Source organism: Vibrio cortegadensis, assembly GCF_024347395.1.
GTDB classification, from domain to species: domain Bacteria; phylum Pseudomonadota; class Gammaproteobacteria; order Enterobacterales; family Vibrionaceae; genus Vibrio; species Vibrio cortegadensis.
Genome location: NZ_AP025472.1, coordinates 2,381,330 through 2,398,571, shown reverse-complemented (window position 1 = coordinate 2,398,571; position 17,242 = coordinate 2,381,330). Strand labels below are relative to the sequence as shown.

The following is a 17,242-nucleotide window of genomic DNA, read 5'->3' as shown; positions in this document are numbered from 1 at the left end:
GCGCGGAGTTTCTACGCTTGGTTTAAAAATTTTGGAATAGTTCATCGATGTCTTCAAAGTTAATGGATTGCTCTCTTTGACCTGCTGGTGTTACTGAAGCTAAGAACATAAAGCAATAAGTATCAGACCTGTCTGGTGATTTGATGTTGTATTTATCCCTCATCTCTTTTTTCGATACCGCTACCCATTGACCAGATTCATTGAGGTGAACGGGAAGTCTGCTAATTTGTTCTTTAGTTTTCTCTGTTGAATCAATACGCATACGACTTGTTTTAATGGCATTACGCATCATGATGTGACTAAAGGCTCTTTTATTAATAAAGCGGCTTTTTTGTGATGAAGAGAAAACTGGTTGCCCCCACCGTATCTCTTGAATGTTTAACCCTATTTGACGGGCAGTTTTTACTGTCGAAAAGCCTACACCGTCACCATCTATTAGGATGGAGATATTTTCATTTAGATACGGCTCAACCGCTTTTTGTATTTCATACGCAAAATCAATAGGGTCAATATCTGAACGCATTTCTAATATTTGGTGACTTAATATTTTCCGTTCTTCTGGTGAGTCTAGGGTTACTTTACATATATTAATTATGGACTTATCTCTGCCATTGCCTACATCACAAGCAGCAACCCAGCCCCATTCGCCATGTTCTAGGTTCAACGTTAATCGAGCAGAATGTTCACAATCACTACGACTGAGTAAAAAACCGTCCGCATTATTGGGAAACTGACCTAATACTTTTATTTGATACTCAGGGGAGTCTTCACCGCCATAAGATATGAGTTTTTCGCCAATGAATTCAGGTGTCACGAGCGGTGACTCTTCTGAACTCAGAGTGAGTGCCGTCCATATGCCGTGGGGATTGGCTTGGTTTTTTGCCAAACGATGATGGGTGTCATAAAAGAACCCAGAGCTACGTGTTGGTTGGCTTAGAAGGCACATATTGTTATGTTTCTCTGTTAAAGCAGAGCTAAGGATTTGCAATGCTTTGTCTGATAATCCACTAGCTTCATCTACAACAACAAGGTAGGTATGACAGTGTTCTCCCGCTAATGCTTCTTCGTTTCCCTGTCTTGCTGATTTAGCTATACAACTCCAAACACCTTTATATCCAATTGCATAGAATTCGCGCTCGTTCAATTCGAAGTACTGTTTTATCCAAGGTAGTGTATAACAAATTGCGTTGAAGTTTATTTTGATATATTTCCAAATTACATTTCTAACTTGCGCCGCATTATTTGCTACGACAACGACTCTACTTTCAGGATTCAAAATAAGGAATGCGAGTATCATGATACTGGTCATGTCCGATTTTCCCGTCCCATGACCGCTCGATACTGATACGCGTGCGCCTTTAATTTGAATCGCCTCAATAATTAGACGCTGTTGCCACGTGGGCTTTTTATTTGCAATTACAGCTGCAAATTCAATCCAATCATGCTGAAATTTTTTTAAGAGCTCGATATATCTGGGTTCGTGATAGATAGTCTTAAGCTTTTTAGCCATCATTATTTCCTTTTGAAGGCTCGAATATCTCTTTATTTATCCGTTGCTTAATATTGTGAACCTCTTCTTGACGTAGCTGTTTATCTTTAGCTTCTTTTTTTGTTGCCTCCCAATACTCACACAATTGTTGTTGTAGGTCGGTTCGACTAAATAGCTCATCTTCAACTTTTGAATCACTACTACGTAACTCAATATCAATCATCTTATGGACATACGCTGGTGGCTCACCGAGTTGCTGAGTTTCAAACTGATAAGCCACTTCAGATGGAAGGCATACACCATCTTTAAGTTTTTTTAACCAACGCTTGCGAGCTGCTTGTTCTTTATGGGTTAAAGCGTTGTGCTGAGCCTCACTGTACAGCAACAGTTTTTGAATCTGAGGAACTAGCTTTGATGATCGATCTGCACATGAGAGGATTACAGAGAGCGCATTGGCTTCTTCGCCTTGGCTTATTAAGTCTCGAGTTAACTCCCCCCCTATAGTGTGGATGTTAGTTAATTGACCTTTTAAAATACCAACTTCAAAGCCTAAATCATTATCTAGAATAGCCTCTAAAATACGATCACTAATGTCATGTGAATAACCTCCGTGAATTAATGCCGCTTTGTTATTTTTCTTAAATGTTGCTCGCGATGTTATAGGGTCTAAGGTGTAATCCACGCCTTTTTGTGCTTTTTGTCTCTTCATATTAATCTCTTAACTACATCTCGGGTTGTAAGGTAACCTGCTAGTACTAAATGCTTTGGTATGACTGCCAAAATTCGTTTTGGAATGTACCTTAGCTAGGTAACTCAGTCTTAACCTTGCAGCCCTTAACTCGTGTTGTTTACCATCTCTATGGATACGGTAAATTCTGTTTCTTACTTTGAAGCTAAAATTTAAAGGGTCTATCTGCTCCCAGACATCTTTGCAAAGCTGGTCGATACCACGACTGCTTTGGCAAAGGTGACCGCTTAGCATTATCGCAAGATGATAGTGTTGAGATTGAGCGTACACTTGCTCTCTTACCCAAACGTAACCAAATTTACATGAGTAAATCTTTGACAGTTTTAGTTGGAACCTTTTAATAAATAAAGCCATCTGCTTATTGTCATCGGTAAACTCCTTTTGGTGGATCTGGAGAAAGACAACACTGACTTTTGAGTAATAGCTCATCATGGTATCTAGCTGGCTAAAGCTCCGAAGTAATATCTTTTTAATCACTCCACCTAGTGGATGAAAGATCAGTTGTTCTTCAGCGTAATAGTTCAGATAAGCAAGATGCTTTTTTGATTCATGGAGTGCTATCTGATACATACAATATATATAACCTGCAAAGTCGCATGACTCGTACAACACTAAGTGCTTATAAAATCAATTGGTTAGTTAGGTTGGTTGGAATGAACAAAGATGAGGTTTCATTTCAATTTCGGTCATTTCCGGTCAACCTATCATCAGTTTAATTATGATTGATTATCTGCAATCCAAATTTCAATTGAGCTTTGTAGCCATCCTCTAATACGTCCTGTTGGTGATAAAAGAGGTTTTGGCAATTGGTTCTGTTTATTCATGCGATAGATGGTTGATTCACTTACACCTAGTTTTTTAGCTAAACTTTGTTTATTGATGATTTTTATGCCATCAGCCTTTGTTATGGCTCGGGCGAAATCAAAGCCATTTGTTTTCATATGTAATTACTCAAAGTTAAATCGATAATTAACTTACGCTGGTTACGCTATTTCTCTGGATTGAATCCATTCATTTATTTCTGAAAGTAACCATCCAACTGAGTTGCCAGTAGGAGTGAGTTTTCTTCGCTTAGGGAAGTGCCCAAATTTTTCGAGCTCCCATGCTCGTACACGAGAAATTCCCGTGAGTTCTTTTCGTTCAGCTTCACGAATGATGCGGTCAAGTAGTAGGGTGGTGGCTGTGGATTTTTGGCTCATAAATACCTCTATCTGTTTCAATTAGTTCGAGTGTCTTCGATAGAGGTATTGTGATGTTTTTAGCTGGAAATAAAACGCAGAGGCAGTGCCACTCCAAGTTTTTAATCTTACAAGTTTTTCATGTAAATTATTGATTATTATTGATTAATGACAGTATTTGTTTTTTACCAAAATTATTTTTTAGATGCTTTTCAAGTTTAGAGCGCGAAGTGCATTGTTGCAGCTTTTTACTGGTCGTAATTTTTAGTAGTAGTACTTGGGTTCTGATCTTCTCTATTGAGGGAGCGGACGGAACTTTATGATTCCCATAAGGTAGGAATAAATTTTGAACAGATTCTGGGAGCTTTTTTAAGCATAAGAAGTCATCAATAGTATTTTGTATAGCTTGATACGCCTCTTCTTTTTTAAAGCTTTCAATTTCAGATGACTTATATAGAGATGTATACATTTCTTGAATGAGTCGATTTACTGGTATTGGCTTATTACTTTGTTTTTCTATATTTGTATTACACCTAGCTGTCAATTCGCTCCCTTTAAATGCAGGATCTTGAGTTAGTACATGCATATCGTTTGCTGCTAAGTTGTAGCCTATGTGAAAAGCAACTTCTAACATATGCTGAACTTCGGGTATCGAGGAAAATGGTTGTGTTCGGTCTAATAGTTGAAAATATTTGTTTATATTTTCCTCTATAGCCTGAAGGTGTGCTAATGGAGAGCGCTCATTTTTTTTATCAAGATGGCTAATTTGATAGTTGCATCGCGCACTAATTAATTTTATTAGTTCATTTGCAGGTAATGGAGACTCCATTACGTTGATCAATTCATTATCTTCGTCTGCTGGAAATTGAAGGTTAATCTGCTTGCTATAACCTTCTAAAAGCTCAGGTAGAATTGTTTTGTTAAAATCTTTTTGTTTACGTTTTAGCTCTGTTTCATGTGACATTAAGAGCCTCCTACAACTCTAAGGTGTTTATGGGTAAGGCTGAAACTTCCAGAGCTAGCTTTAGAAATGTATTCACTCCACCAGCACATTATTGGACGACGTTGCTCTAGGTAATCGGTACGATTGTATGCTCGGCGCACTTCATTGCTGTCAACGTGAGATAAGGCTGCTTCAATGATATCAGGGTTAAAGCCTTGTTCATTCAAAGTCGTGCTAGCAATTGCTCTTAGTCCATGCGAAACCAGTTTCCCCTGATAACCCATTCTTTTGATGGCAGCGTTAGCTGTTTGAGAGTTTGTTGGCTTCTTAGGGTCTCTATCTGCGGGGAATATAAACTCTCGATGCGCGCTGATGGGTTTCATAACGTCAAGTAGTTCGATCATTTGAGGGGTTAGAGGGATTGAATGTTCACGGCGGTTTTTCATTCGTTTTTCTGGAACCACCCATATTTGTTTATCCCAATCTATCTCTGACCATTTAGCTCCTGATGACTCTTGAGGTCTTGTCATCGTGTGCAATTGCCACTCAATTAAGCATCGTGTCGTAAGTTTAATGCTTGCTCTAGATAGAGTTGTCATAAACTTGGGAAGCTCTTCTGGAGTTATTGTTGGCATATTTTGCTTTTTGGGTGCATGGAATGCAGCATGAATCTTATTTAATGGATTTGCATGAATCACTCCGGTATTAACCGCAAAGTTCATAACTTCATTAATACGCTGGCATAAGCGCTTAACCGTTTCCAATGAGCCTTTTGCTGCAATTGGTTTAAGTGTGTTGATAGCTTCAATTGCGGTAAGCCTACTGATTGGAAGCTTGCCTAATTTAGGAAATACATGAATTTCAAACGAGCGCCATATGTCTTTCGCGTAATCTTCTGAAACAGTTGAATTCTTAACGACCATCCACGATTCTGCGATTTTTTCGAAGGTGTGCTCTAGTTCTGCGAGTTTTCCTTGGGTCTGTTGTTGTTTGTGCTCTCTGGGGTCTATTTCTTTAGCTAGTAGACTTAAAGCATCTAGTCTTAGCTTTCGCGCATCAGCGATACCAATTTCAGGGAAGTTACCAAATGAAATGTTGGTACGCTTTTTAGTGTAGGGCTTTTGATATTTGAAAAGCCAAACTTTGCTACCGGACGGTCGAATGCTTAGCATTAAGCCTTGTCCATCGCTCAACGTATATTCTTTATCTTTTGGTTTAGCTTTGTTTACCTCTGTGAAAGTAAGAGGTCTTACAGTTCTAGCCATCCTAATGCTCCTTGAATGGTACTAAACCTCATTTAGTACCAAGATACTTAGTACTAAATTCACCTTGGTACATTGCTTAGTACTAAAAGAAGCGAATTTAGCCGAACAGTTTCGAACATTATAGACACAAAAAAGCCCCCGAAGCTATATGCTGCGGGGGCTTTTAGAACGTTCTAGAACGTCTTCGTATACGAATTTGGTGGAGCTGGCGGGAGTTGAACCCGCGTCCAGAAATCATTCATCATTGGTACTACATGCTTAGTCGATCTTTAATTTCACCAAGTACCTGCGAACCGACACGCTAGTAAATGACTATCCTGAATTAAATTTCGAACTTCATCTCTCAGGCGGGAGAATCCGATCTAGCTAGTTTGGGTTTGACTCTCTGTTATTCCCCGTCTTACAAGCGGAAGCTAGGGCAGAAAGGCTCTCAGCAGGTTATTAAGCTGCTAGTGCGTAGTTTTCGTCGTTTGCGACTATTTTTTTGCGGCTTTTTACGTGGCCAACCGCCCCACGGCATGCACCTCAGACTTCAAAATTCCTGTCGAATCCTGAATCAGCCCCAAGTGTTATTTGCATAGTACCAGAAAAGCATAGCCTGTCTAGCGTTGTGCGTTTAAGTGCTTAAAATTAACGCAAACTACTCTTCATAATTCGCGATTTATCTCTCGCCCAATCTTTTTCTTTCATATCAGTACGTTTGTCGTGCAGTTTTTTACCTTTTGCTACGCCAATTTTGATTTTCGCCCATGAGCGAGACCAATACATAGCGGTTGCAACTAGCGTCATACCTTCACGATTAATGCGCCCGATAAGATTATCGAGTTCTTTTCTAGATAAAAGAAGTTTACGAATACGAGTTGGGTTAGCGACAACGTGTGTTGATGCTTGGATAAGCGGAGTGATAGTCATACCACTGATAAATGCTTCTCCATCCCGAACATAGACGTAACTTTCCACGATATTAGTTTTACCTTCACGTAGAGATTTTACTTCCCAGCCTTGTAGCTCAAGCCCCGCTTCTATCTCATCATCGATGAAATATTCGTGGCGAGCTTTCTTATTTAGCGCAATGGTATTGCTACCCGCTTTTGATTTTGATTTATTCTTTGCCATAATGGCCTCATTATACGGATTGCACCTGAATTGGGGAATCCTTTATTTGCGCGCTAGCTCAATAGAATTAAATTTTTCGACAGCTAAATGTATCGCTGTTACTTACAGGAGTCTATATGCCACAAGTCACTCGCTCAGCGTTAGTGTCGTTTAGTGCTGACCAGATGTATGCTTTGGTTAATGATGTTGCCCGTTATCCCGAATTTTTGCCTGGTTGTTCAGGCTCTCGTGTCTTGGAATCATCAAGTACGACAATGGTCGCATCAGTTGATGTTGCAAAAGCCGGTATTAGTAAAACGTTCACTACTTCTAATCAGTTAACTGATGGTACTTCTATTATGATGGAGTTGGTAGATGGTCCGTTCAGAAAGTTACAAGGTGGTTGGTCTTTTATTCCGTTAGATGAGCAAGCATGCAAGGTTGAACTTAAGTTAGAGTTCGAATTTTCAAGCCGGATGATTGAGATGGCTTTTGGTAAGATCTTCAATGATCTGACGAGCAATATGGTTAGTGCGTTTACCCAGCGCGCAAAACAGGTGTATTAAAGATGAGTATTGAATCGGACATGATCCATGTAGAGGTTGTGTACGCGTTGCCACACGAGCAGCGAGTATTTAACTTGGTGGTGAACCGTAATATGACGGTGGAAGAGATTGTACAGCAGTCGGGCGTGTTGGCTTTGTACCCTGAGATTGACTTAGCCAAAAATAAACTGGGAGTGTTTAGTCGTAATATCAAGCTAGATGCGACGGTTAGAGACAAAGATCGCATTGAGATTTACCGACCATTGCTTGCTGATCCTAAAGAGATCAGACGTAAGCGAGCGGAACAAGCCAAAGCCGCAGGGGCTATTGACCCTGTGACAGGCGGTAAGATGAATGAGATGCGTAAAAGCTAGTTAGGTCTTGTTTGCAATCTCTTTGTTATCATGTCTTCGTTGACTATATCTATGGTAACGATGTCTTCGGTAAAAATGGTTTCGTTAACCACATCTGCATTGGCGTTGCTGTGTTTAACTTGAAACCGTTGTCGTTACAGTAATGTGACGTCATTGTGGAAAATTGCCTATGCGCCAGATATAGAAAAGGCTCGTCATTGCGAGCCTTTTTGAGCCTTTTTATTGCGCGTTGTGTTTTCCGATGAGGATTAGTTTAAGCCTTCGAAAAAGGTGTCGCTTTCCGGGAAATCACCCGCAATATTCAATAATGTACCATGTTCACCAAAGTTCACGATTAAGTCCTTTTGGATCGGATCGTTATGGCCTTTGGTGTGATGGTAGATGTAGTACCAAGTATCAGGGTAGCCATTTTCGATTAGCATAGGGGACCCCATGACATACCGAACTTGGTCTTTAGTCATACCAAACTTGAGTTGGCTAACTGCTTCTTGTTCTACATAGTTACCTTGGTTTATATCAATTCGATAAACCAGCTTTTCTAATACGGAGCAACCCGTCAACATTGTTAGTGCTAGTGGGACTGCTACTAACCACTTCTTAAATCGCATAGTAAAATTCTTAGTCGTTATCCGTAAATCTGGCCTGATAATAAACAAGCTAGAGGCAGAAGTAAAAAACTCCCTGTTATTTGATGCTAATCAGACTGCTATTTTTGAGTTAAGTTGCATTATTGGACAAAAATAGTGCTCTGATTGAACTTTTCAAACAAACTTTCGGCTTAAGCAACCATGAGTAGTTCTTTCGCGTTGGCTAATGTCGAGTCGGTGATTGTACTGCCTCCAAGCAGTCGTGCTAGCTCTCCAATACGCTGAGTTTCATCCAAAACGTTCATCTGCGTTTCAGTTTTTCCCGCTTTAGTATTTTTCGCGACAAACAACTGTTGATGCCCACACCCTGCGACTTGAGGAAGGTGAGTAACACACATTACCTGAGTGGACTCTCCCAGTTGACGAAGCATTTTCCCGACAACGGCAGCGGTTGGGCCGCTGATACCGACATCGACTTCATCAAAAATAAGGCTTGGTGTTTCTACCTTCTGTGCGGTGATGACCTGTATCGCCAATGAGATACGTGATAATTCACCACCAGAAGCGACTTTCGCAATGGGCTGCATTGGCTGCCCAGGGTTAGTCGAAACCACAAAAGTGACGCAATCTAATCCAAGAGGAGAGGGATGAGAACCTTGAGCTTCAACCTGAATCGCAAATTTCGCGTTTTCCATGCTCAATTCATGCATGCTTTGTGTGATCAGTTTATTTAACTCTTTCGCATAGCGACTACGAGACTTATGCAGTTTCTCTCCATGATTGAGGAATAATTGGAATTTTTGCTGCACTTCTTGAGCGAGTTCGTCGAGTTTCTCGTCTGAACAATCAAGCTCTTCGATCTGTTTCAACAAATCTTGATGATGCTGATAGAGCTCATTGGGTTGAACATGATGTTTACGAGAGATAGACATAATTTTTGAGAAGCGTTCTTCCACAAAGGCCATTCTTCCTGGATCTACATCAATGCAGTCTAGATATGAGCGCAGTTCGTTGTTGGTCTCTTCAATTTGAATGATCGCTTCCTCAAGCATATTAGGAAGTGAGGATAGTTTTTCGTCTAGCTCAGCCAGTTGGATTAACGAACTATTGGCTTTTTGAAGCACGCTGAGGGCATTGTATTCATCGCCTTCATAGATGAGATCAATGGCGAGTTGGCAACTTGAGGCAAGCTCTCCGCTATTGGATAAGCGTTTATGCTCTTGCTCTAACGTTTGGAACTCCTCTTCACCAATGGCGAGTTCCGTTAACTCTTTAATTTGGTATTCGAGAAGCTGCTTTTGAGCTTGGTTCTGTTGGCTATTATCACGTAAAGTTTTTAGGTTGTTGTCGGCTTGTCGCCACGCTTGATAAGCGTTACGGACATTTTTTAGTAGATTAGTATGGCCTGCATATTGATCCAACATGGAGAGTTGGTAATCACTTTTCATTAATTGATGGTGCGCATGTTGACCATGAATGTTGATCAATAGTTGAGCGAGTGATTTTAGTTGAGATAGCGGAACAGGGCTGCCATTAATAAAAGCGCGAGAGCGACCCTCTTTGGTGATGGTTCGGCGTAAAATGCATTCGCTTCCATCAAAAAGATCGTTGTCTTCTAACCAGCGAGTGGCATTGAGATTGTTGTCGAGTAAGAACGCGGCGCTGACTTCGGTTTTTTCTTCACCTTGTCTTACCATTCCTGCATCAGCTCGACCGCCTAAACATAACCCGAGTGCATCTATTGCAATAGATTTACCTGCGCCTGTTTCACCAGTGATGGTGGTCATGCCCTTAGAGAGCTCTAGCTGTAGCGACTTAACAATTGCAAAATTATTAACACTTAAATGAGCCAGCATCTTTTATTACCTGTATAACTAAACACTACTGTATAAGAAGACAGTATATACTGTTTCTTTATACAGTAAAGTTATACAGGTAATTTTTGTTGCTTATGCGATTTCATTTTGTGAGCAGCATCAATCTAATGGCTGTTTCTCTTTAATCTACTTATGTTTGAGTGACTTGGTAGATTTACATCCATTAAATACCTTAAGCGAGCCCGGAATTAAAACAGCTTACTAGACCACCCAAGTTTGTTTCGCAGTACATGGTAATAGCTGTAATCTTTCGGGTGAATCAACTTAAGTACGTTGGGGCTTCGGTAAATATGAATTTCATCGCCAGGAGAAACAGGTAGCGATATTTGTCCATCACAACTTACCTCTTGAGTGCCCGGATTATCAGGAGAAACAATGAGCTTAATATTTCGATTTCCATCTACTACAAGCGGACGACTCGATAAAGTGTGTGGGAACATTGGCACAAGTGAAATGGCATTAAGGCTTGAAGAGAGGATAGGGCCTCCACCTGAAAGCGAATAAGCGGTGGATCCTGTAGGTGTGGAAACGATTAATCCATCTGAACGCTGAGAAAAAGCAAAACTATCATCGATATACACTTCAAATTCGATCATTCGTGCGACTTGACCCGGGTGTAAAACGGCTTCATTTAATGCGGCATTATGACTTTTTATTTGACCATGGCGATGTATTTCAGTCTCTAATAGAAAGCGTTCTTCTTCAGAGTATTCACCACTCAATACGGCTTGCAGTGAGGTTTGGAAGTCTTCTGGGTTGAGATCGGTAAGAAATCCTAAGCTTCCACGGTTGACTCCAATGACGGAAATATCAAAGCGTGAAAGGATCCTTGCGGCTCCAAGCATATTCCCATCACCACCAACAACAATGGCAAGATCGGCTTTTTTTCCTAGGCTGACTAGGCTGGCAAATTGTTCTTGTGGGATATCATCTAAGATAGCAGCAAGACGATCGTCAATAAATACTTGATAACCCTCAGAAGTTAGCCAATTAAATAGCTCTCGATGGGTTTGAATTGCTTTTTGATCACGAGGTTTACCTATGATGGCAATGACCTCAAATGGCTTTTTCATAACGTTTCCAAACTATTAATGCTTGAATCACAAATCTTCGTCCCCATAATAAAGGCAAGTCGAACGTCTATGCGAGTTTTTTATCTCAATTTAGAGGTTTAATATCCCCTTTTGATATGCATAGAAAATTGAATTCTGGAGAGAACATGAGCAACGAAGAGAACAAATTGAAAGAAGAAGAGCTGCAACAGCAAGAAACAGCCGAGCAAGAAGTTGAAGCGGTTGGTACGGAAGCGGATGTGGACTGGAACCCAGAAGAAGAACTTTTTCCAGAAGAAGAGTCTCAAGTCGCTCAACTTGAAGCCGCATTGCTATCGAGCGAAGCTAAAATTAAAGAGCAACAAGAGTCTGTATTACGCGCCAAAGCTGAAGTTGAAAACATGCGCCGCCGTACTGAGCAAGAGATCGATAAAGCTCGTAAATACGCACTGAACAAATTTGCTGAAGGCTTGCTACCGGTTATTGATAACCTTGAGCGTGCAATTCAAGCCGCAGATGCAGAGCATGAAGCCGTAAAACCAATCCTTGAAGGTATCGAACTGACGCATAAAACATTCGTAGACACCGTGTCTAAGTTTGGTTTGAAAGAGATTAACCCTGAAGGTGAAGTGTTTAATCCAGAATTCCACCAAGCTATGTCAATTCAAGAAAGTCCAGATCACGAATCAAACACGGTTATGTTTGTGATGCAAAAAGGCTATGAGTTGAACGGACGAGTGGTTCGCCCTGCAATGGTTATGGTTGCAAAATAAAATACCAAATCGAATGCATAAAAAGAGAGGCTTAGGCTTCTCTTTTTTTTATTTTTAATTCAAGGGAAACTCGATATATAAGGGCTTTCTAATCTTTATTGAGTTCGATGTACTAAAACATTGTTATCTTTGATAATTGGAGTTTTATATTGCAATGCTATGAGTTGGTGATTGTTTGTTCTGATTTGTTTTATGTAGCATTAATGTAAATAAATGCTTTAAATTGTAATTTTGCTGTGTATTATGCGCGGTAGTTTAGCGTTTTAAACGCTTTGCTCACTAAAATATTACAATTATTCAACACAACGAACCGGAGACGAACGATGGATAAATCGCTCTCAAGTAAAATTTTTGTAGGCTTGTTCGCTGGTCTGCTTATTGGTACTGCCATTCAGTACCTATTTAATGGGATAACAATTTTCGATACATACTTACTAGGCCTTGCAGAAGGCGCTGGTGGCATGTTTGTTTCACTGATTAAACTTTTGGTTGTGCCTCTAGTTTATGTCTCTATCGTTTGTGGCATCGTCGATTTAAAAGACATCACGGCATTTGGTCGTCTTGGTGGTAAAACCTTTGCGCTTTACATTATTAACACCATCATTGCGATTACGGCAGCTTTAACTGTTGGTATGATTTTCCAACCGGGTGCTGATGCAAATCTTGCTGGAACGATCTCAGAAGCGGTTAAGCTGACGACAACAGAAACGCCAGATATTTTTTCTCTAGTGGTTAATATTGTACCAAGCAACCCTGTGCAAGCTTTTGCTAATGGTGACATGCTCCAAATCATCTTCATGGCTATTTTAACCGGTCTTGCTATTCAGGCTCTTGACTCTCGTGGCGGCCCTGCGATCAAAACGTTCAAAATGGCCAATGAGATCATGATGAAGCTTGTAGGCTTGGTGATGAGCTTGGCTCCATTTGGTGTTTTTGCCCTTATGATTCAACTGGGTGCCACTTTAGATGCGAATACTCTTGCTTCTGTTGCTGGTTACGTGGCGCTTGTTGTCGCAATGCTTGTATTCTGGATTTTTGTCTTCTATCCAATGATGGTTGGACTTACAACAGGTATTTCTCCTCGCCAATTCTTGCGTGCAACTCGTGAACAAATACTGTTCTCACTATCTACAGCAAGTTCTAACGCAACTATCCCTGTAACGATGCGTACTTTGACTGAAAAGCTTAATGTATCTAAGTCAGTGGCTGGTTTTGGTGTTCCGCTCGGCGCGACAATGAACATGTCAGGCGTGTCTATCTATATTGCATTGGCGACTATTTTCGTTGCGAACGCATTTGGTCAGCCAATTAACTCTGCAGACATCTTCACTCTAGGCTTAACGATTCTACTTCTGTCTATTGGTGCTGGTGGTGTTCCTGGTGGTGGTGTTGTGATGGTGGGCGTGCTTCTTCATCAACTAGGCTTGCCACCGGAAGGTCTTGCAATCATTGCTGCGGTTGACCGTATTAATGATATGTTCTGTACTTCTTCAAATGTGGTTGGTGATACCGCTGTGAATACCATTGTGGCTAAATCAGAGAATGAAATCTCGGTATCAATTGAGAAAGAAGCAGAGCCAGCTCAAGCTAACTCATAAGAAACGATACAACGAATATAATCAGCGGAGCCAATTGGCTCCGCTTTCTTTTGGTGGTTTTCAGTGTTTAGGATAGACAGTTGCTTATGAGCACCTGTGTCATTTTTAAAGAGTAGAAACCGCCATTTTGAAAATAACCCTTCGCTTTTTGACTAATACAGATAAAAAAGTGATTTTTTTTGCTTGCGACCCTTGAAAAGGAATTGTCCGCCCCTATCTATTGGGCATACAAGAAGCAAACATGATTATGCTTCATAATTTGTGAATGAGGATTGCGTCCTTGTTTACTCGCTCCAATTTTGGGGCATAGCAAAAACTAAACAGAATTTATTTCGGAGATAGCCTGATGGGTAGAATCATTGGTATTGATTTAGGTACTACTAACTCTTGTGTTGCAGTTTTAGACGGCGACGCACCACGCGTAATTGAAAATGCTGAAGGCGAACGTACTACAGCATCAGTAGTTGCATATACTGAAGGTGAAACGCTAGTAGGCCAGCCAGCTAAACGTCAAGCCGTAACAAACCCTCAAAACACACTATTCGCAATTAAGCGTCTAATCGGTCGTCGTTTTGAAGATGAAGAAGTTCAGCGTGATATCGAAATCATGCCTTTCAACATTGTTAAAGCTGACAATGGTGATGCTTGGGTTGAAGCGCAAGGTCAAAAAATGGCTGCTCCTCAAGTTTCTGCTGAAATTCTTAAGAAGATGAAGAAGACAGCTGAAGATTTCCTAGGCGAAGAAGTAACAGCAGCAGTAATCACTGTTCCTGCATACTTCAACGATGCACAACGTCAAGCAACAAAAGATGCTGGTCGTATTGCTGGTCTAGAAGTTAAGCGTATCATCAACGAACCAACAGCAGCGGCACTTGCTTACGGTCTTGATAAGAAAGATGGCGATCGCACTATCGCTGTATATGACCTTGGTGGCGGTACATTTGATATCTCTATCATTGAAATCGACAAAGTAGACGGCGACCAAACTTTCGAAGTACTAGCAACTAACGGTGACACTCACCTTGGTGGTGAAGATTTCGATAACCGCATGATCAAGTACTTGGTTGAAGAATTCAAAAAAGAGCAAGGTATCGATCTTAAGAACGATCCTCTTGCAATGCAACGTGTTAAAGAAGCTGCAGAAAAAGCGAAAATTGAACTGTCTTCTGCACAGCAAACTGACGTAAACCTTCCTTACGTTACAGCTGATGCGACTGGTCCTAAGCACATGAACGTTAAAGTGACTCGTGCAAAACTAGAATCTCTAGTTGAAGACCTAGTACAACGTTCTCTTGAGCCACTTAAAGTTGCTCTAGCTGACTCTGATTTATCAGTAGGCGATATCACTGACGTAATCCTAGTTGGTGGTCAAACACGTATGCCTATGGTTCAAGCTAAAGTTGCTGAGTTCTTCGGTAAAGAAGCTCGTCGTGACGTAAACCCTGATGAAGCAGTAGCAATGGGTGCTGCAGTTCAAGGTGGTGTACTTGCTGGTGATGTTAAAGACGTTCTTCTACTAGACGTAACTCCTCTATCTTTCGGTATCGAAACGATGGGCGGCGTAATGACTAAACTAGTTGAGAAAAACACAACTATCCCAACAAAAGCGAACCAAACGTTCTCAACAGCTGAAGATAACCAAAGCGCGGTAACTATCCACGTTCTTCAAGGTGAGCGTAAGCAAGCGACTTACAACAAGTCTCTAGGTCAATTCAACCTAGAAGGTATCCAACCAGCACCACGTGGCATGCCACAAATCGAAGTAACATTCGACCTTGATGCTGATGGTATCCTAAACGTATCTGCTAAAGATAAAGCGACTGGTAAAGAACAGAAGATCACTATCCAAGCTTCTGGCGGTCTATCAGACGACGAAATCGAAGCAATGGTACAAGAAGCTGAAGCTAACAAAGAAGAAGATAAAAAATTCGAAGAGTTAGTGACTACTCGTAACCAAGCTGACCAAATGATCCACGGCACTCGTAAGCAAATGGAAGAAGCTGGTGAAGCTCTACCTGCAGACGAGAAAGAGAAAATCGAAGCGGCTATTACAGCACTAGAAGGCGTTAAGTCTGGTGATGATAAAGAAGCGATCGACGCTAAAGTTCAAGAACTTATGCAAGCGGCTCAAAAGCTAATGGAAATTGCTCAACAACAAGCTCAAGCTCAACAAGCTGGCGCTGAAGGTGAGCAACCTAAGCAAGAAGACGATGTAGTTGACGCTGAATTTGAAGAAGTTAAAGAAGACGCTAAGAAGTAATACTTCTCGCTAATCAACTTCAGATCTAATAGTCTTGCGGGCGTCAGAGGTAACTCTTACGCCCGCAATCTTGTAAGTAACGAATCACTCTAGATAATACTCAGATAAATAGCTCAATTTTTAATGATCTCTTTAGGGGTTTTATCTAGATTGATACATAAACCGCCCATGGCACGTTGAGTGCGATGTGGTAGCAATAATTGGTGACCTAGAACATGTCAAAACGTGATTTTTACGAAGTATTAGGCGTGAGCCGCGATGCATCAGAGCGCGATATTAAAAAGGCGTACAAACGCCTAGCAATGAAATTCCACCCTGACCGTAATCAGGATGATAAGAGTGCGCCTGAAAAGTTTAAAGAAGTAAAAGAAGCGTATGAGATCCTAACCGACGCTCAGAAAAAAGCCGCTTACGATCAATATGGTCACGCTGCTTTTGAACAAGGTGGAATGGGCGGCGGTGGCTTCGGTGGCGGCGGTCAAGGCGATTTTGGTGATATTTTCGGCGATGTGTTTGGTGATATTTTCGGCGGCGGTCGTCGTGGCGGTGGTCAGCAACGTGCACAACGTGGTGCTGATTTACGTTACAACATGGAACTATCATTAGAAGAAGCCGTTCGTGGTTGCTCTAAAGAGATCCAGGTGCCAACTCTTGTCGAGTGTGACACGTGTGACGGCAGCGGTGCTAAAAAAGGTTCTTCTGCACAAACGTGTGGTACTTGTCATGGTCATGGTCAAGTTCAAATGCGCCAAGGATTCTTTGCAGTTCAGCAAACATGTCCTACGTGTAATGGTAAAGGTCAGATCATTAAAGACCCTTGTAACTCTTGTCATGGTCAAGGTCGCAAACAAAAAACTAAAACGCTTAATGTTAAGATCCCAGCAGGCGTGGACACTGGCGATCGCATCCGTTTATCGGGTGAAGGTGAAGCCGGAGAAATGGGCGCGCCAACCGGTGATTTATATGTTCAAGTACATGTAAAAGAGCACCATATTTTTGAGCGTGACGGCAACAACCTTTACTGTGAAGTGCCAGTAAGCTTTGTTCAAGCGGCTCTAGGTGGTGAAGTTGAAGTTCCAACACTTGATGGTCGTGTTAACCTTAAAGTGCCTGAAGAGACGCAAACAGGCCGTATGTTCCGTATGCGTGGTAAAGGGGTTAAAGGCGTTCGTAGCGGTGGCGTTGGTGACTTAATTGTGAAACTTGCGATTGAGACTCCGGTGAAATTAAGTTCACGTCAAAAAGAGTTACTTCGTGAATTTGAAGACACTTGTGGTGGTGCAGTTGCGAATAAGCACAATCCAAAATCAGAAGGTTTCTTTAATGGCGTTAAGAAGTTCTTTGATGATCTAACCAGCTAATTGGATTAGATGAAATGAGAGGTCTACTGCGGTAGGCCTTTTTTGTATCTATAGGTTGGGGGCTTGGGTGCTGATGTTCCAAGACGTAACTGAAAGT

Annotated in this window: 17 protein-coding genes and 1 other RNA gene; 6 read left to right on the top strand and 12 right to left on the bottom strand. The window is 41.3% G+C overall.

The window, feature by feature from the left end; translation table 11 throughout:
- Positions 1-22: 22 nt before the first annotated feature.
- The 9 genes from OCV39_RS11320 to smpB form a co-directional block, all read right to left on the bottom strand.
- Positions 23-1,513 carry a terminase gene (locus tag OCV39_RS11320; protein WP_261888480.1) on the bottom strand — a complete coding sequence of 497 codons (1,491 nt, stop codon included), beginning with the start codon at positions 1,511-1,513 and terminating at the stop codon, positions 23-25.
- Positions 1,503-2,198 (bottom strand): DNA polymerase III subunit delta, encoded by a 696-nt coding sequence (locus OCV39_RS11315; protein ID WP_261888479.1) that lies wholly within the window; start codon positions 2,196-2,198, stop codon positions 1,503-1,505. Before OCV39_RS11315 ends, OCV39_RS11320 begins: the two co-directional genes overlap by 11 nt.
- Positions 2,199-2,207: 9 nt before the next feature.
- A complete protein-coding gene (locus OCV39_RS11310; protein ID WP_261889509.1) occupies positions 2,208-2,591 on the bottom strand; it encodes an inovirus Gp2 family protein in 384 nt (127 codons plus the stop codon).
- 362 nt (positions 2,592-2,953) lie between these two features.
- Positions 2,954-3,178: a helix-turn-helix transcriptional regulator gene (locus tag OCV39_RS11305; RefSeq protein ID WP_261888478.1), complete on the bottom strand. Its 225-nt coding sequence runs from the start codon at positions 3,176-3,178 to the stop codon at positions 2,954-2,956.
- Between the two features lie 42 nt (positions 3,179-3,220).
- Entirely contained in the window at positions 3,221-3,436 is a 216-nt protein-coding gene (locus OCV39_RS11300) for a helix-turn-helix transcriptional regulator (RefSeq protein WP_261888477.1), read from the bottom strand.
- A gap of 127 nt (positions 3,437-3,563) precedes the next feature.
- Positions 3,564-4,379, bottom strand: coding sequence for a hypothetical protein (locus tag OCV39_RS11295; protein ID WP_261888476.1), 816 nt, complete (start codon positions 4,377-4,379; stop codon positions 3,564-3,566).
- A complete protein-coding gene (locus OCV39_RS11290) occupies positions 4,379-5,623 on the bottom strand; it encodes an integrase domain-containing protein (RefSeq protein ID WP_261888475.1) in 1,245 nt (414 codons plus the stop codon). Before OCV39_RS11290 ends, OCV39_RS11295 begins: the two co-directional genes overlap by 1 nt.
- 197 nt (positions 5,624-5,820) lie before the next feature.
- Positions 5,821-6,187, bottom strand: a transfer-messenger RNA (tmRNA) gene (gene ssrA / locus OCV39_RS11285).
- A gap of 66 nt (positions 6,188-6,253) precedes the next feature.
- Positions 6,254-6,739 (bottom strand): SsrA-binding protein SmpB, encoded by a 486-nt coding sequence (smpB, locus tag OCV39_RS11280; RefSeq protein ID WP_017053795.1) that lies wholly within the window; start codon positions 6,737-6,739, stop codon positions 6,254-6,256.
- A 116-nt stretch (positions 6,740-6,855) separates the two neighbouring features.
- Between smpB and OCV39_RS11275 the strand changes: the two genes are divergently transcribed.
- Together OCV39_RS11275 and OCV39_RS11270 are read left to right on the top strand one after the other, a co-directional pair.
- On the top strand, positions 6,856-7,284 hold the full coding sequence (locus tag OCV39_RS11275; RefSeq protein ID WP_113796532.1) for an SRPBCC family protein: 429 nt from the start codon (positions 6,856-6,858) through the stop codon (positions 7,282-7,284).
- Positions 7,285-7,286: 2 nt separating this feature from the next.
- A complete protein-coding gene (locus tag OCV39_RS11270) occupies positions 7,287-7,637 on the top strand; it encodes an RnfH family protein (protein ID WP_261888474.1) in 351 nt (116 codons plus the stop codon).
- Between the two features lie 248 nt (positions 7,638-7,885).
- On the opposite strand, the gene bamE is transcribed toward OCV39_RS11270, so the two are convergent.
- From bamE to nadK, 3 genes are all read right to left on the bottom strand, one after another.
- Complete coding sequence (gene bamE / locus OCV39_RS11265; protein WP_017053798.1) at positions 7,886-8,245, bottom strand: outer membrane protein assembly factor BamE; 360 nt, start codon at positions 8,243-8,245, stop codon at positions 7,886-7,888.
- Positions 8,246-8,415: 170 nt separating this feature from the next.
- On the bottom strand, positions 8,416-10,080 hold the full coding sequence (gene recN, locus OCV39_RS11260; protein ID WP_261888473.1) for a DNA repair protein RecN: 1,665 nt from the start codon (positions 10,078-10,080) through the stop codon (positions 8,416-8,418).
- 209 nt (positions 10,081-10,289) lie between these two features.
- Entirely contained in the window at positions 10,290-11,174 is an 885-nt protein-coding gene (gene nadK, locus OCV39_RS11255; protein WP_017053800.1) for an NAD(+) kinase, read from the bottom strand.
- Between the two features lie 146 nt (positions 11,175-11,320).
- On the opposite strand from nadK, the gene grpE reads away from it, so the two are divergent.
- From grpE to dnaJ, 4 genes are all read left to right on the top strand, one after another.
- A complete protein-coding gene (gene grpE, locus OCV39_RS11250) occupies positions 11,321-11,926 on the top strand; it encodes a nucleotide exchange factor GrpE (protein WP_113796526.1) in 606 nt (201 codons plus the stop codon).
- Between the two features lie 323 nt (positions 11,927-12,249).
- Positions 12,250-13,524 (top strand): dicarboxylate/amino acid:cation symporter, encoded by a 1,275-nt coding sequence (locus OCV39_RS11245; protein WP_261888472.1) that lies wholly within the window; start codon positions 12,250-12,252, stop codon positions 13,522-13,524.
- A 346-nt stretch (positions 13,525-13,870) separates the two neighbouring features.
- Entirely contained in the window at positions 13,871-15,784 is a 1,914-nt protein-coding gene (gene dnaK / locus OCV39_RS11240; RefSeq protein WP_113796522.1) for a molecular chaperone DnaK, read from the top strand.
- Between the two features lie 215 nt (positions 15,785-15,999).
- The gene (gene dnaJ, locus OCV39_RS11235) at positions 16,000-17,145 is read left to right on the top strand and encodes a molecular chaperone DnaJ (protein ID WP_113796520.1); all 1,146 of its coding nucleotides are present in this window, start codon (positions 16,000-16,002) and stop codon (positions 17,143-17,145) included.
- Positions 17,146-17,242: the final 97 nt, after the last annotated feature.

What these genes read in the sequence shown, in the direction of transcription:
- recN (WP_261888473.1), bottom strand. Translation starts at nt 10,080, where the DNA reads ATGCTGGCTCATTTAAGTGTTAATAATTTTGCAATTGTTAAGTCGCTA.
- bamE (WP_017053798.1), bottom strand. Translation starts at nt 8,245, where the DNA reads ATGCGATTTAAGAAGTGGTTAGTAGCAGTCCCACTAGCACTAACAATG.
- OCV39_RS11315 (WP_261888479.1), bottom strand. Translation starts at nt 2,198, where the DNA reads ATGAAGAGACAAAAAGCACAAAAAGGCGTGGATTACACCTTAGACCCT.
- OCV39_RS11320 (WP_261888480.1), bottom strand. Translation starts at nt 1,513, where the DNA reads ATGATGGCTAAAAAGCTTAAGACTATCTATCACGAACCCAGATATATC.
- smpB (WP_017053795.1), bottom strand. Translation starts at nt 6,739, where the DNA reads ATGGCAAAGAATAAATCAAAATCAAAAGCGGGTAGCAATACCATTGCG.
- OCV39_RS11305 (WP_261888478.1), bottom strand. Translation starts at nt 3,178, where the DNA reads ATGAAAACAAATGGCTTTGATTTCGCCCGAGCCATAACAAAGGCTGAT.
- OCV39_RS11245 (WP_261888472.1), top strand. Translation starts at nt 12,250, where the DNA reads ATGGATAAATCGCTCTCAAGTAAAATTTTTGTAGGCTTGTTCGCTGGT.
- OCV39_RS11270 (WP_261888474.1), top strand. Translation starts at nt 7,287, where the DNA reads ATGAGTATTGAATCGGACATGATCCATGTAGAGGTTGTGTACGCGTTG.
- OCV39_RS11290 (WP_261888475.1), bottom strand. Translation starts at nt 5,623, where the DNA reads ATGGCTAGAACTGTAAGACCTCTTACTTTCACAGAGGTAAACAAAGCT.
- dnaJ (WP_113796520.1), top strand. Translation starts at nt 16,000, where the DNA reads ATGTCAAAACGTGATTTTTACGAAGTATTAGGCGTGAGCCGCGATGCA.
- OCV39_RS11310 (WP_261889509.1), bottom strand. Translation starts at nt 2,591, where the DNA reads ATGGCTTTATTTATTAAAAGGTTCCAACTAAAACTGTCAAAGATTTAC.
- grpE (WP_113796526.1), top strand. Translation starts at nt 11,321, where the DNA reads ATGAGCAACGAAGAGAACAAATTGAAAGAAGAAGAGCTGCAACAGCAA.
- dnaK (WP_113796522.1), top strand. Translation starts at nt 13,871, where the DNA reads ATGGGTAGAATCATTGGTATTGATTTAGGTACTACTAACTCTTGTGTT.
- OCV39_RS11295 (WP_261888476.1), bottom strand. Translation starts at nt 4,379, where the DNA reads ATGTCACATGAAACAGAGCTAAAACGTAAACAAAAAGATTTTAACAAA.
- OCV39_RS11300 (WP_261888477.1), bottom strand. Translation starts at nt 3,436, where the DNA reads ATGAGCCAAAAATCCACAGCCACCACCCTACTACTTGACCGCATCATT.
- OCV39_RS11275 (WP_113796532.1), top strand. Translation starts at nt 6,856, where the DNA reads ATGCCACAAGTCACTCGCTCAGCGTTAGTGTCGTTTAGTGCTGACCAG.
- nadK (WP_017053800.1), bottom strand. Translation starts at nt 11,174, where the DNA reads ATGAAAAAGCCATTTGAGGTCATTGCCATCATAGGTAAACCTCGTGAT.